This window comes from Desulforamulus aeronauticus DSM 10349 (assembly GCF_900142375.1).
GTDB lineage: Bacteria > Bacillota > Desulfotomaculia > Desulfotomaculales > Desulfotomaculaceae > Desulfotomaculum > Desulfotomaculum aeronauticum.
Genome location: NZ_FRAR01000022.1, coordinates 1 through 14,537, shown reverse-complemented (window position 1 = coordinate 14,537; position 14,537 = coordinate 1). Strand labels below are relative to the sequence as shown.

Genomic DNA, 14,537 nt, shown 5'->3' with positions numbered 1-14,537 from the left:
GAGCTAGCAATACAAAAGAGGAACACACTTGATCTAAAGAGTGTTCCTCTTTGCGTTACGCTATAGTAATATCTCACATAAATAACCAGCCACAATGGCCACCAAAATAATGGTGAACACAAAGGCTGCTACCAGCTTACGGCGGAAAATGGAAGATAGGATAATCACTTCCGGGATGCTGGCCCCGGCCCCTCCAATAATCAAGGCCAATATTGCCCCCATACTCATTCCTTTATCTAACAACACCGTACTGATGGGCAGCATGGTTTCTACCCGAATATACATGGGTACACCTACAATGGCCGCCGCCGGAATAGCCAGGGGATTATCTGGGCCAGCCACCTTTGCCACCCAATCCTCTGGTATAAAGCCATAGATAAAGGCACCAATGGCTGCGCCAAGAATAAGGTAGGGAAAGGTCTGCCGGAACAAAGACCAGGCCATTTCCCCCGCTCGCTTAAGCTTTGCTTCAAAGGTTTGGCTTACTTCGGTGGCAGCCGCCGTTTCTTCCGCACCCTCCCCACAGCAGCAACAACTGCTCCGGGTGACTACCTGCTTATACTGGTCCGCTAAGCCCATTCTCTCCCAGATAGCCCCCGTGAGTACCGCTGCCACGAAGGTAATGGCTCCATAAATCACCGTCACCTTTAGACCCAATAGACCTAAGAACATGACCAGAATCACAGGATTTAGCAGTGGTGAAGCAATTAAAAAGGACATGGCCGCCCCAAAGGGTGCCCCACCGTTTAGTAATCCCACCAACATAGGAATGGTGGAGCAGGAGCAGAAGGGGGTTAAGGCCCCAAAGGCTGCCCCGATTATATTCCCCACAAATTTTTTCTGTCTGGTCAACACCGCCCTAATTTTCTCCGGGGGGATATACTCTTGTAACAGGCCAATTAGAAAGGATATCCCGATAAAGAGAGCGATTAACTCCCCAGAGATAATGAGAAAGAATTTGCCCGCTTGGGTAAGGTTATTCAATTCCAACATTGTTCCCTCCTCTAGCCGGTTACAGCCCCGGCCTACTCACTTCTGCCAGTATATACTCTGCGGCCTTCATCCAGGCTTTGCTGGCTGTTTCATAGGCTCTAGTCCCTTTTTCTGTCAGGCTATAGACCTTGCGTTCCCTTTTGCCATTAAGCTCCGTAACACAGGTCACCAACCCATTTTCTTCAAACTCTCGCAACACCGGATAGAGTCCCCCTTCGGTAGGAGCGCAGCAACCCTCCGTCAGTGCGGCCACCTCTTTGGTAATCTCATAGCCATGCAGGGACCGACAGCAAAGTACCCGCAAAATAAAAAAGCGAGATAAACTCATGCGCACCAACCCATTCCAATACTCCTCTGTCTCGTACTTCATAATACATTACCCCTCTATGTATATTGGTTAAACACATTATATTCCTAAGCAACCTTGTCTGGCAAGGGGGAAAATGAAAAAGGACAGGTTTGATCCTGTCCATGTTATTCAACTAGCCAACGATGCCATACAGCAGATAAAAGCCCAGCCCAATCAAAGCCACACCACTAATCCTTTGCACCACCAAGCTAAAATTCTCAAATTTCGAGGCGTTTTTCAAAACCGAGGTAAAGGTTCCCGCTGCCAAGAGCGGGATGCTGCGGCCCATTGCGTAGGCAAAGAGGAGGGTAAAGCCGTACCAGACACTGCCTTTGGTGGCGGCGTAGGCCAGCACCGTGGCGGTGATGGGAGCGGTGCAGGGAGAGGCAATGATGGCAAAGGGGATGCCCAACAAAAAGGCCCCCAGCACGCCACTGCCCTGCTTGACCCCGGTGGGGTTGATGCCAAAACCGGGCAGTTTAAAGAGCCCCAGCAGATTGGCACCCATCAGCACTGCCACCAGGGCAGCCACATACCAGACCACCTTGCTCCCCATAAACAGCCCGCCCACGGCGGACACCACCGCTCCGGCCACGGCCAGGGTGAGGGATAAGCCCAGCACAAAGGATAAAGACAGGATAAAGCCCTTTAGCCTTGAGCGATTGTCATAGCCGCCCACATAGGCCACCACCATCACGGCGGTGGGTAAAGTGCAGGGGCTAATGCCACTGAACAGTCCTGCTGTTAGGGCTGCCAGCAGGGAAAATAGTAAAGAGCCAGCTAAAAGGGATTCCAGCGAGGGCATCTACTTCACCACCTGTTCGATGGCTTTGCTGACCTCAGCCTGATTTAGTTCTCCCATCCAGGTCTGCACCAACTTCTGCTTACGATCAAAAAGCACCAGGGCTGGGGCGGTTTGCACCTTCATGTCTGCAGCGGTTTTGTTTAATTGTTCCCCTTCGGACTCCTGGTAAACTGCGATATCAATCCAAGTAAAGGTTAGCTGAGCGCCGTATTTCTTTTCTATTTGCTGTACCACCGACCGGTGGTTGGAAAAGAATTCCTGGGTGGTGGGTCAGCAATCGGCGTTGTAGGTATAAACCACCGCCACGGGCTTGCCTTTGGCAAAGCTATCTTCTAAAAGTTTAGTCAGCTTGGGGGCCTTTGTGTTAACAGCACTTGTTTGTTGCTGAACTGCCGAGTTCTGGCTAGCATCCGTTGAACTGGCCTTTGCTTGACCTGGCTCACTTTTATTGGTGTCTGTTTGACCGGCTTTGGTCTGAGTGGTAACCACCTGGGGTGTTTCTACTTTCTCTCCGCCCCCGGACCAAAGGGGTTTGCTAGCCACCGCCACAAAGGCTAGCAAAATCATACCCAGCAGCACCAGTTTGCCACGCTTCTTCATGAACCCGCCTCCTTCATCTACCCTACTTTTTGCTTATATTATAAATTTATTATATATTAGCACCAATATTCCCAGTAAACAAGCAAATTGTAAAAGTTTTACAAATAAAAAAGACCGCCGAACAAGCCTGCGACCTTGTGATCATAGCTTTAACCCTTTCGCAAATGATATTGACAATTCATCATTTAAGACTTAATATGCATATATAATTATATTTTAATATATAAATTGGGGTCAGAAAGGAGACGGTTATCAACTGGTTAACCCAAGTCTACAGAACTTGCTGATCAAACAAGGCTTAGGAGTTGTTTTAGTCCAGCAAGAGTTTTGTTTTGTCAGCTCAGAGAAAAGGTAAGGGGATGAGTGTATGTTTATATTTGACTGGTTAAATAGTCAACTGCTCAAGATGGAGTGGCTCTCCAACCTGGTTAAAACCTTAGTGGAACAGGGCTTTGGCTTAAGCATTCAAGAACGTTTGGGCGGCAGTATTCATTTTTTCATCTACGATGTAATTAAAATATTTATCCTGCTATCCGTACTTATTTTTGCAATTTCCTATATCCAGAGTTTCTTTCCTCCGGAGCGGACCCGTAAAATATTAGGCAGATTCAACGGCATCACAGCCAATACACTGGCCGCCTTATTGGGCACGGTAACTCCCTTTTGTTCCTGCTCTTCCATTCCGCTTTTTATCGGCTTTACCAGCGCCGGCCTGCCCATAGGCGTGACTTTCTCCTTTTTAATTTCTTCCCCGCTGGTAGACTTAGCCTCTGTTCTGTTACTGGCCAGCATCTTCAACTGGAAGATTGCCATTGCCTATGTAGTCGTTGGACTGATACTGGCTGTGATCGGGGGCACTGTTATCAGCAAAGCCAAGATGGAGGAATATGTAGAGCCCTTTGTTTTCGGCAATCAAATGGCTGATGTTGAAGTAGAGGAGTTAACAACTCGTGCCAGAGTGGAATTTGCCAAAAGCCAGGTGAAGGACATCGTTAAAAGAGTATGGCTCTATATCCTCATTGGCGTAGGAATTGGGGCTGCCATTCATAACTGGATACCGGATCATATCATCAGTGCGGTACTGGGCCAGGATAAGTGGTATTCTGTACTCTTAGCCACAGTGGTAGGGGTGCCCATGTACGCCGATATCTTTGGTACCCTGCCCATTGCCGAAGCTTTAGTTTTGAAAGGAGTGGGAATCGGAACCGCTTTAGCTTTCATGATGGCGGTAACTGCATTGTCCCTTCCTTCGATGATTCTCCTGAAAAAGGTAGTTAAGACAAAGCTTCTCGCCGTGTTTGTTGGGGTTGTAACCGTTGGTATCCTCATCATCGGCTATACCTTTAACGCCTTTGGCTATCTGCTAGTGTAATACCACTCAAAAATCGGAATAACCACGACTGAGAAGTCGTGGTTATTTTTGACTAACTAATTTTCTTCCTCAATCAGCTTTTTGATATCGGCCTTGTTGGGCACCCGACCAGATACCTTGACTTTCCCGTTAATCACCAGCCCTGGTGTAAGCATGACACCATACTGCACGATCTGGGCAATGTCCTCCACCTTTTCCACATTGGCGGGTACGTTTATTTCTGCTAAAACCTCCCGCACCAATTTCTCCACTTCTTTGCACTTCTGGCAGCCAGTTCCTAATACTTTAATTTCCATGATCTAAAACCCCTCCTTCAGTTAAGTTATCTTAACATCAATTGATTATATAATCACTTGCTAATATAATAACATTGTATTATTTAAATTAGCAACGATTATTCTTTCCTTTCCCAAATTTAAATAACCGAGCGGAGGTAATAACCACTCTCCATGCCCAACAACCCTGGAATATCACAAAAATGTTACATTGCTGTGACATGGCTGTGAAATTAGGGTGCTAGTATAGAAAATATTGGTATTGATTAAGAGTGGAGGGGTTCTATGGGGATTCGATTCAAGCTATTATCAGGCTTTGGTGTGGTGTTGTTACTACTACTACTTTTGAGTGGCACTTCTTACACACAACTGGAAAATGTGGAGCAAACCTTTACCAACTTTATTGACAAAGAATTACAGCTAACGGAAGAAGCAAAAAATGTCCAAGTTTCCTTTGCGGTTACCGAAGCAGCTCTCAATAACTATGTACTTTTCGGCGACCAACAACACCTAGATAAGCTAATGGCCTTAGACGGTCAGACTGACGATTCTATTAAAAAAGTAAAAAAATTAGCCCAGCATGACCAAACCCGGCAACTGGCGACGCAAATTGAGCAATCGATGGACGCATATGACCAATACACGGAGGAGATCGTTTCCCTGGTCCAATCCGGTAAGTTAGAAGAAGCTCGAATGTATATCCACAGCAACCAGCAAGTGTTAGAAAAATTTCACCAAGCAGTAGAGCAATTGGCCCAATACCAAGCTAAAGAAGAACAGGAGGCCAAATCTAGTGTGGAGAAAAAGGTGGATAGCGTAAATTGCTTTGTAATTTTGCTAACCCTCGTCACCCTGCTGGCCGGTGTTCTGTTGGCCTTGTTCATGGGGAGGCTGATTGCCCATCCTTTGCAACAAATGGCCCAGGAAGCGGCCAAGATCGCCTCTGGTGATTTAAGCGGCAGAGACTTACCGGTGAAAAACCGGGATGAACTAAGCACACTGGCCCGTTCCTTCAACCAAATGCGAGCAAATCTCCGGGCCTTAGCGGGGCACCTGATCCATACGGCGGACAGCCTAACCACCGCTGCGGCTGGTTTATCCCAGCAAACCCAGCACACGACTACCGCCGCCAGCCGCAATGCTGCCACCATTTCCGAAATTTCTGCTTCCGCAGATCAGATTGCCCACAACACCCACCAGGTGGCGACAGTGGCCCAGGAGACAGCCAGCACCGCCGAGGCAGGCCAGCAAGGTATGGCGGGGATCACCCAACAAATTGAGGTCATTGCTACTTCTGGCCAACACGCCTCCCAAATGTTACAAAAGCTAGTACAAGAACTAAGTCAAGTCAATCAGATTGTAGAGTTAATTACCCACATCGCCGACCAGACCAATATGCTGGCTTTAAACGCCGCCATCGAATCGGCCCGAGCCGGAGAACAGGGCAGAGGCTTTGCCGTGGTGGCGGAGGAAGTACGCAAACTGGCAGAGCAATCGGCAGCTGCCGCCGGAAAAATTCGTACACACATTGAGCAAATCCATACCGACTCCGGAACGGCTGTGGCTTCAATGGACACAGGTACTGCCAATATCAAAAACGGTGCCGAAGTCATTCATGAAGTGAGCGGTCGCTTTAGCTCCCTACTGCAAACCATCGGAGGCTTGTCGGGCCAGGTGCAGCAACTATCCGCCGCCGTGCAGCAGATTTCCGCTGGCGTACAAAATGTGGCTGCCACCACCGAAGACCAAACAGCGGCCCTGCAGGATGTTTCCTCCGCCACCGAAGAATTAACCAGACTGGCCGATGCCTTAAAGGCCGCTGCCAATGGTTTTAAAATATAAAGGACTCGGCCAAACTCATTTCCCAAAATAAGCCTCATTTATCTTTTCAAAAAGCATTAAAAGTAGCAAACCCGTACCACTTGGATTTGATACGGGTTATTTTTTAGGATTTAGTTCATTTACGCCACTCTAATCGACCCCTTTGGCTTGTGCCAAAGCCCTTAGGCAGTTGGATTTTTAGGCACACCGTTGACCAATTTTTCAAAGTGTAGATGAGGTCCGGTGGATCTGCCGGTGGAGCCAACCTTTCCGATAAACTGTCCCCTTTGCACCGTCTGGCCTACCTTTACCCCAACACTTGACATATGGGCATAACGGGTTACCACCCCATTGCCGTGGTTAATTTCCACACATAAACCATAGCCTCCAAACCATCCAGCCCGAATCACCTTTCCTGCACCGGCTGCTTCTATGGCTGTACCGTAGGAGCGAGCAATGTCAATCCCCTGGTGTTGGCGTCCCCAGCGGGAGCCATAGGCGGAAGAAATGGCACCGGCGGGCCGGGAAATGCCCCGGGAAGCCACCATTACCTGGGAGCTTCTTTCAATGATTTGGGGTTTGGCTTCTTTCAGAATCTTTTTTTGTAACACTTTACGCTCATTTTCCAAGCCATTAACTGCGACAATCTGATAGGTAACTTCCTTGCGTCCCTGCTCACCCGCTTGGATAACCCGACTGGTCCCGTAGGGTAGGTTGGGATTTTTCTTGACCTGTTGAGGTGCCTCATAATCCTCTGTTACGGTTTTCTCAGTGGTGGCAACCACACTGATCATGGGCTCCAGTGCCCCTAGCACCTTGATTTTTTGTCCAATTTGCATGGTCTCCGGGGTGAAGCCTGGGTTGGCCTTTTCCACCTCTTCTGGGCTTACATCAAAGGCAATGGCAATGTCCCAAAGGGTATCCCCTTCTTTGACGGTATAAAGCCGGGGGCCTTCACCCTGACCTAGCAGCTTTTTCAATGCTGCATCGCCTGTCAGTACCTTATCTGACAGCACAGGCAAATCTACCAGAGCGACGTTCTCTTGGAAGGACACCCGATAATCCGGGTCGACCTGGTAGGTCTGCTTGAGTTTATCCAATACTTGTGTGGCGGTCTGCTTATCAGCCACCACGACCTTCACCTCTCCAGCCACCTGGATACCTACCGCTGTGGTTTCAAAGGTAAGTTTTTCAGCCAAGATCTGGCGCAGTTTGGCCTCCGGCAATACTTGGACTGGTCTATCGGTGGTTCTCTCAAAGCTGACCTTTTGTACTAGCGTTACCTGATTTAGCTGCTGACGTTGCTGCTCTGTTAACTGGTTAACGACTACTTCTGCCATTCGCTTGTTGGCAGCCACCGCCACCACCTGTCCATCTACCTTAATCTCACAGGGGGTATTGGCCAGCACACCTGAAACCACTCCTAATAGAAGCGTCATACTCAAAAGGCCCGCCAACCCCCACTTTACAGGCTTTGTCTGTTGACTAAGCCAGGTGGATATTTTCATTGTCCACTTTGTTTGCCCCATTGTTCAGCTCCTTTCAATTAACTGGTAAAAAACACAGGTATCATTATAGCTGGAAATAGGTTGTTATGTAAAGTTTACAACCCCTTACTCCTCCCCAGGCCAAGCACAGACGGCATTGGACAACTCCAGGGAACGAAAAATCCACCAACCGGCATAATGAAGCCCCAGCGGTTGGTCTGGTTCCGCCAGGCGTATTTGTGGATCGATATAAACGGTGATACCCTGGACTTCCTGGGACTGAAAGTGGGTTTTCTGCTGAGCAGAAGGTGCTCCCCCACGCACGGTGGGAGTGTGGCTATTGATAGCCCCTCCGTGGGTACTGCAGCGTCAGCCCCCCTCCACCATACATTGAAGGGTAACCTTACCGCCAGCTTTTTCCAAAATATACTGACGAGCCTCCGGTGTGATCTTTATATTCAAGGGCAATACCTCCTAGTTTCGTGAATAGAAAATACAGTATGACCAACAGCTGAAGGCCAATGGACTACAGATACCCCGCCGGGTTCTGGGGGACACCATTCTTTAATACCTCAAAGTGCAAGTGTGGGCCGGTGGATAAACCGGTAGTGCCAATCTTAGCGATTACTTGACCCCGTTTCACCACTTGTCCCTCACTAACTAACTGTGCAGATAAATGGGGGTACATGGTGCTTAAGCCACCACCGTGATCCACCATCACCACCTTGCCATAACCGGACATGGTGGTTACGGATATAACCCTTCCATCCTCGGCAGCCACCACGTTGACCCCAGTTGGAGCGGGAATGTCCAGCCCGTTATGCAGACGATTCTTCTTTAAAATGGGGTGAAAGCGCATGCCATAGGGCGAGGATGTCTGGTTATAGCCAGGTACCGGCCAGAGCAGTCTGCCCCCTTTATATTGAGTGGTGGTACCGCTGCTCTTTTGCAAGGCGATTTGTCGTAAAATTTCTTGTTCCTGGCTTTCCCAGCGATCCAAGTCACGCTCATACTGGTCTAAGTCCTGCCGAGCTTCCTTTAATAAGCCCGCTTGCTCACTCTGACGGGCAGCCAACTCCTGGCGGCTCCTCTCCTGCTCTTGCCGCAGTGCCACTAAATTTTGCTGTCGCTTGTTAAGCTGGTCTTTGGCCACTTCAATATCCTTCTTTTCCTTCGCTACCCGATCGATAATCTCCTTATCTTGCTCCATAATCATTTTCATCAATTCCACTCGATTGATGAAATCTGAAAAATTACGGGCCTCCAGCAACACCTCCAGATAAGCCACCTGACCGTTTTCGTAATAGAACCTTACCCGCTGGTTTAAGGTTTCATTACTCTTTTCCAGTTTCTCTGCGGCCTGCTCCAGTAATGCTTCGGTTTCTGCTAACTGCTTTTTGTTGGCGGCGATACGTCCATTCAAATCGGCAATTTCATTGCGTTTGTCATTGATGGTGGCATTTAATGCGGATATCTTTTGGGTAATATCCCTTACTTCACCCTTTTGTTCGGTAATTCTTTGCTGGGTTTGGCTTTGCTTTTGCCTTACCTGTTTGAGCTTATCATCAAGCCCTGTGGACTCCGCCACCGAGGATAAAGTAAAAACCGAAAGGCTGATGAGTAGTCCATAGGTGATCCATCTTTTAGTCGGTCGGAAGGTCAATTTAATCCCCCTAATAGTTGTCTATATTGCAAATTTCTACAATAAATATTTAATTTCCTGCGAAACCATAGCCATTTTGGAAGGTGGTCCTAAGAACTAGATTGGAACGAAATAAGACATACTTCTCCATTTTTAGTATTTATAATGATAATAAACTTCGAATATCACAGGAATGTTACAACTTTTTAACATTTTTGTAACAATCCAAATGGCACAGAGGAAGAATCCGGTTTACACGACATACAGCGCCGATGAAAAAAAGGATGACAACTAAAATAAGCTCCCGCTGGGGAGCTTATGCTATAGTCTATTTATCTAGCAACCAAAGGTTCTGCGGGGTTAAACCGCATCACCCGCATAGCATTGAGAATGGCAATTAAGGCTACACCCACATCTGCAAAGACCGCCTCCCACATGGTGGCCACACCAAAGGCACCCAGCACTAAGAAGATGCCCTTCACCAGCATGGCCATGATGATGTTCTGCCAGACAATACCCCGGGTGCGACGTGCGATTTTGATGGCCGTAGCCAACTTGGAGGGTTCGTCTGTCATCAGCACCACATCCGCCGCCTCGATGGCGGCGTCTGAACCCAGGCCCCCCATCGCCACACCGATGTCCGCCCGGGCTAAAACCGGTGCATCGTTAATACCATCCCCCACAAACATTAGTCTTTCTTTTGGTCCCTTTTCCCGGTTGAGCTTTTCAACCTGCTCTACCTTATGATCTGGCAAGAGTTCCGCCCGCACTTCATCCAAGCCGAGGGATTTACCAACGGCTTGGCCCACGGCCTGGTTATCGCCGGTGAGCATCACCAGTTTTCTTACACCCAGTTCTTTTAGCTGCTGCATAGCCCTGGGGGAATCCTCTTTGATTTCATCGGAAATGACGATGTAGCCGGCATATTTCTTATTCACAGCCAGATGCACAACGGTTCCCACAATTTGCTCCTGGGAATATTCAACGCCTTCCTTTTTCATCAATTTGATATTGCCCGCCAGGATTTCCTCCCCGCCCACTTTTACCTTAATGCCGTGGCCGCTGATTTCTTCATAGGTCTCTATTTTTTCCGTGGCTACCTTTTGCCCATAGGCCTCTATGATCGATTTAGCAATGGGGTGGTTGGAATGAACTTCTGCAAAGGAGGCGTATTCCAATAACTTGTCTTTACTAAAATCTCCAGCCGGGACAAGGGAGGTAACTTTAAACACGCCTTTGGTCAGAGTGCCAGTCTTGTCGAACACGGCAATCTTAACATTGTTCAAGGCCTCCAGGTAATTGCCACCCTTTACCAGCACCCCGTTGCGGGAGGCTCCGCCGATGCCACCGAAAAAGCCCAGAGGAATGGAGATCACCAGTGCACAGGGGCAAGATATTACCAGCACCACTAAAGCACGGTATATCCACTGGCTAAAGGTGGCCCCGGGAATAAAAAGCGGCGGTAAAAGGGCAATCCCCAGGGCTCCAAAGACCACCACCGGCGTGTAATAGCGGGCAAACTTGGTGATAAAATTCTCTGTGGGTGCCTTTTTGCCCGCTGCATTTTCCACCAGATCCAGTATTTTAGAAACGGTGGATTCTGCAAATTTCTTAGTCACTTCAATGGATAACACACCGCTCTTATTGATGAAACCAGCCAATACATCTCCCCCTGGCACGGCCTCCCTGGGCACTGATTCCCCTGTCATGGCGGAGGTATCCACCATCGAAGTGCCCTCCACCACTTTACCGTCTAAGGGTACCTTTTCTCCCGGCTTCACCACAATGATATCTCCGATATTGACACTTTCCGGGCTGACCTGCTTGGTCTCGTTACCCACTTTCAGGTTAGCAAAGTCAGGCCGGATATCCATCAGAGATGCAATGGATTTACGGGAGCGATTCACCGCATAGTCCTGAAACAATTCCCCCACCTGGTAAAAAAGCATCACCGCCACCGCCTCGGGGAACTGCCGAATGGCGAAGGCCCCCAGGGTGGCGATACTCATTAAAAAATTCTCGTCAAAGACTTGCCCCCGGGAAATATTTCGCACACTTTTGAGCAGTACCTCGCCACCCACCAATAGATAGCTGATCCCATAGAGTACAGCCTCTGTGGTAAATGAGAATGTAAAGACAATGGCTACGGCAAAAAGGAGCGCTCCCACAGCCAGACGGATGGTTTCCATTTTTTCTCCGTGTTTTTCTTCTTCCCTGGCTAGAACCTTCTTCTCTTCGCCCGCTGGCCGAACCTCAACATCAGGCTCAATTCGCTTAATTCTTTCCTGAATGTGACTAAGAATATCGGCATTGTTACTGCCAGAAGACACTTCCACCAGGAGCTTCTTAGCCGGGAAGTTTACCATTGCACTTTTAACCCCCGAAATGTTCTGTACCTGGCTCTCGATTTTGGCAGCACAATTGGCACAATCGAGCCCCATTAATAAAAAAGCTTTCTTCTGCGTAAAATCAACCTTTTTCTCAGAGACCGTCACATCAGGCTCTAACTTCCTGATGATGTTCCTCACTTCCTGGATGACCTGCTCCAGCTCCTCTACCCGCTCCGTTTCCAGAGACAGCTTTTTAGTGGCAAAGTTCACAGAAACCTCTGTCACCCCGGCCAGAGCTTTAATCTGCTCCTCTATCTTACTGGCACAACTGGCACAATTAAGCCCTTCTAAAAGGAGTTCCTTTCTACCCGTCACCATCCTACAACCACCCCATATATTTGGTATTTGCTTTATTATGGCACTTTATTCTAAAGACAATCCCAGAAATAGCAACCGAGAAGCCTCCCAAAAAGAAAAGACGGAGAAAATCTCCGCCTTTAAGATCTAACTAAAAACCTTTATTCTACTTATCATCATGCTGATAATGTGCTAGGGCTGTTTCGATAATGATTTTTACACAGTGATCATGAATGGAGTAAAAGACCATCTTCCCTTGCTTGCGTTGCTTGGCTAACCCCACATTCTTCAAATACCGTAAATGATGAGAGGCCGCCGCCACCGTTGAACCGATAATGGATGCCACATCACAAACACAAAGCTCGTCACGGGATAGGGCATAGATAATCTTCATTCTGGTGTCATCGGCCAATGCCTTGAAAATTTCCGCCAATCCCTCGGTGGCTTTGACTTCTGTTTTTAATCGTTCGACCTTCTCTTCATTAAAGCAAAAAGTTTCACAGGTATCCGCCTGCTTTTCTTGAGCCACAGGATCACCTCCGGGTAGATAACCGACCTTCGATTATAGAAACGTTCACTTTATCATTATAATATTCCCATTGTTCCCTGGACAAGAATTTATTATCTCCTGGTACCCCTCTAAAAATCGGAGCGAACCTACGAATAGCTTGCTAAGACCGAAGGAGTGAGCCAATGGAGGAAGAAGATTTAAGGGTAGCGATCCTCATAACTGCAATCTTTGCATTTGTTATGGGCTTACAAATCGTGAGAATTTTTTTCACGAGTTAAGAAAACCGGTAGTGCCTCCCATTGAAAAGTCCGCATTCCTTTCACAGAATGCGGACTTTTTTATCTGCTGGCAGCTATACACTGACACTGGCCAGGTTGGATTGGTTGGGCTTAACCTTTGTCTCTGTGTAGGGGTCAGCCACCTTCATTAACCGCATACCGTTAGCAATGACAAGTAACGCTGCCCCGGTATCCGCAAAGACCGCCATCCATAGGTTGGCCATGCCCAGGAAAGTTGCTACTAGGAAGACCCCCTTTACCACCAGGGAGAAGCCGATATTCTGCTTAATCACCCCCAGTGCCTTACGGCTTAGGTGCATGGCATAGGGTAGCTTGGTCAGATCGTCTGCCATCAGGGCAATGTCTGCGGTTTCCAGGGCGGTGTCTGTACCGGCACCACCCATCGCAATCCCCACGGTGGCGGCGGCCAGGGCCGGGGCATCGTTTACACCATCGCCCACCATTGCTGCCTTGCCATATTGATGTTGTAACTGCTGAATGGCGTAAAGTTTACTTTCCGGCAGCAGTTCTGCCCGGTAATCATCAATGCCTAATTCTTCGGCAATGACTTTGGCTGTGCCGGCGTTATCCCCGGTTAGCATCACCAGCTTGGTAATACCTGCCCGGTGCAATGCTGCCACCGCAGCCCGACTGCTTTCTCTGATTTTATCCGCCACCGCAATGAGACCCAGAACCTCCTTACTGCTACTCACAAGCATCACCGTCTGGCCACGATCCTGCAAAGCGGTGAGTTCTTCCTGCAGATGCCCCAGGGGGATATTTAACTCTGCCAACAAGCGTCTGTTGCCGATGTAGTATGGTTCACCATTTATTTGTAACCCAGCCCCTTTGCCGGTAAAGGATTGAAAATCGGTGCCCTCTGGGATCTGAATATTCCGTTCCCTGGCATATTTGAGAATCGCCTCTGCCAGGGGGTGCTGGGAACGGGTTTCAATGGTAGCCGCAATCTCCAGCACCTGTTCTAAGGGAACATCCGCAGTAGGAATGACCGAGTTTACTTCCGGCTTACCTGCGGTCAGGGTACCGGTCTTGTCAAAGGCAATCACTTTAAGGGCACCTGCTTCTTCCAGATAAGCGCCGCCTTTAATCAATACCCCTCTCTTAGCGGCACTGCCAATGGCAGCCACGATGGACACTGGGGTAGAAATCACCAGGGCACAGGGGCAGGAAACAACTAAGAGGATCAAGGCTCGCTCAAACCAGGGCTGAAAGGGCTGCCCAAAGAACAGCCAGGGAAGCACCGCAACCAGTACAGCGGCTATGATTACCGCCGGTGTGTAGTATTTGGCAAAGACATCCACAAACTGCTGGGACGGTGCCTTCTGGGCCTGGGCCTCTTCCACCAGTTGAATGATTTTGGCCAGGGTGGTGTCTTCCACCAACTTGGTAACTTTCATTTCAATGGCCCCTTGACCATTGATGGTCCCGGCGTATACCTCCTGACCAACGGTTTTCTCCACCGGCATGGACTCACCAGTAATGGGGGCCTGGTTCACATCGGTCCGCCCCACCACCACTTCACCGTCCATTGGGATACGTTCACCGGGCTTGACGATGATAAGATCACCCACCACCAGTTCCTCCACCGGCAGGCGTAGCTCTTGGCCAGCACGCCGTACCAGGGCCTCTTTGGGCGAGAGATCCATCAGGGCTCGAATGGAGTTACGGGTTTTATCCATTGTATAGGCTTGCAGGG

General features: G+C 48.8%; 14 protein-coding genes. 2 read left to right on the top strand and 12 right to left on the bottom strand.

Features of this window, described 5'->3' with window-relative positions:
- Positions 1-60 precede the first annotated feature (60 nt).
- The 5 genes from BUA78_RS14160 to BUA78_RS14140 all read right to left on the bottom strand — a co-directional run bounded on the left by BUA78_RS14160 (position 61) and on the right by BUA78_RS14140 (position 2,747).
- Positions 61-993 carry a permease gene (locus tag BUA78_RS14160; protein WP_072915812.1) on the bottom strand — a complete coding sequence of 311 codons (933 nt, stop codon included), beginning with the start codon at positions 991-993 and terminating at the stop codon, positions 61-63.
- Between the two features lie 19 nt (positions 994-1,012).
- Positions 1,013-1,363 (bottom strand): PadR family transcriptional regulator, encoded by a 351-nt coding sequence (locus tag BUA78_RS14155; protein WP_072915810.1) that lies wholly within the window; start codon positions 1,361-1,363, stop codon positions 1,013-1,015.
- Positions 1,364-1,475: 112 nt separating this feature from the next.
- Complete coding sequence (locus BUA78_RS14150) at positions 1,476-2,147, bottom strand: cytochrome c biogenesis CcdA family protein (RefSeq protein ID WP_072915808.1); 672 nt, start codon at positions 2,145-2,147, stop codon at positions 1,476-1,478.
- Positions 2,148-2,381, bottom strand: coding sequence for a YbbN family protein (locus tag BUA78_RS14145; RefSeq protein WP_072915805.1), 234 nt, complete (start codon positions 2,379-2,381; stop codon positions 2,148-2,150). It lies immediately after the preceding gene.
- Between the two features lie 36 nt (positions 2,382-2,417).
- Entirely contained in the window at positions 2,418-2,747 is a 330-nt protein-coding gene (locus BUA78_RS14140; protein ID WP_072915803.1) for a hypothetical protein, read from the bottom strand.
- A gap of 367 nt (positions 2,748-3,114) precedes the next feature.
- On the opposite strand from BUA78_RS14140, the gene BUA78_RS14135 reads away from it, so the two are divergent.
- Positions 3,115-4,119: a permease gene (locus BUA78_RS14135; protein WP_072915800.1), complete on the top strand. Its 1,005-nt coding sequence runs from the start codon at positions 3,115-3,117 to the stop codon at positions 4,117-4,119.
- Positions 4,120-4,175: 56 nt separating this feature from the next.
- Here BUA78_RS14135 and BUA78_RS14130 read toward each other — a convergent pair whose 3' ends face one another.
- Positions 4,176-4,415, bottom strand: a complete 240-nt coding sequence (locus BUA78_RS14130; RefSeq protein ID WP_072915797.1) for a thioredoxin family protein — start codon at positions 4,413-4,415, stop codon at positions 4,176-4,178.
- Between the two features lie 264 nt (positions 4,416-4,679).
- On the opposite strand from BUA78_RS14130, the gene BUA78_RS14125 reads away from it, so the two are divergent.
- Complete coding sequence (locus tag BUA78_RS14125; protein WP_072915794.1) at positions 4,680-6,236, top strand: methyl-accepting chemotaxis protein; 1,557 nt, start codon at positions 4,680-4,682, stop codon at positions 6,234-6,236.
- A gap of 161 nt (positions 6,237-6,397) precedes the next feature.
- Here BUA78_RS14125 and BUA78_RS14120 read toward each other — a convergent pair whose 3' ends face one another.
- The 6 genes from BUA78_RS14120 to BUA78_RS14095 form a co-directional block, all read right to left on the bottom strand.
- Positions 6,398-7,744, bottom strand: a complete 1,347-nt coding sequence (locus BUA78_RS14120; RefSeq protein ID WP_072915792.1) for a peptidoglycan DD-metalloendopeptidase family protein — start codon at positions 7,742-7,744, stop codon at positions 6,398-6,400.
- Positions 7,745-7,828: 84 nt separating this feature from the next.
- Positions 7,829-8,026 carry a hypothetical protein gene (locus BUA78_RS14115; RefSeq protein ID WP_072915789.1) on the bottom strand — a complete coding sequence of 66 codons (198 nt, stop codon included), beginning with the start codon at positions 8,024-8,026 and terminating at the stop codon, positions 7,829-7,831.
- Between the two features lie 202 nt (positions 8,027-8,228).
- The gene (locus tag BUA78_RS14110) at positions 8,229-9,365 is read right to left on the bottom strand and encodes a murein hydrolase activator EnvC family protein (RefSeq protein ID WP_072915787.1); all 1,137 of its coding nucleotides are present in this window, start codon (positions 9,363-9,365) and stop codon (positions 8,229-8,231) included.
- 311 nt (positions 9,366-9,676) lie between these two features.
- Positions 9,677-12,052, bottom strand: coding sequence for a heavy metal translocating P-type ATPase (locus BUA78_RS14105; protein ID WP_072915784.1), 2,376 nt, complete (start codon positions 12,050-12,052; stop codon positions 9,677-9,679).
- Between the two features lie 145 nt (positions 12,053-12,197).
- Positions 12,198-12,560 carry an ArsR/SmtB family transcription factor gene (locus BUA78_RS14100; protein ID WP_072915782.1) on the bottom strand — a complete coding sequence of 121 codons (363 nt, stop codon included), beginning with the start codon at positions 12,558-12,560 and terminating at the stop codon, positions 12,198-12,200.
- Positions 12,561-12,894: 334 nt separating this feature from the next.
- On the bottom strand, positions 12,895-14,537 hold a 1,643-nt coding region (locus tag BUA78_RS14095; RefSeq protein WP_072915780.1), incomplete at its 5' end, for a heavy metal translocating P-type ATPase.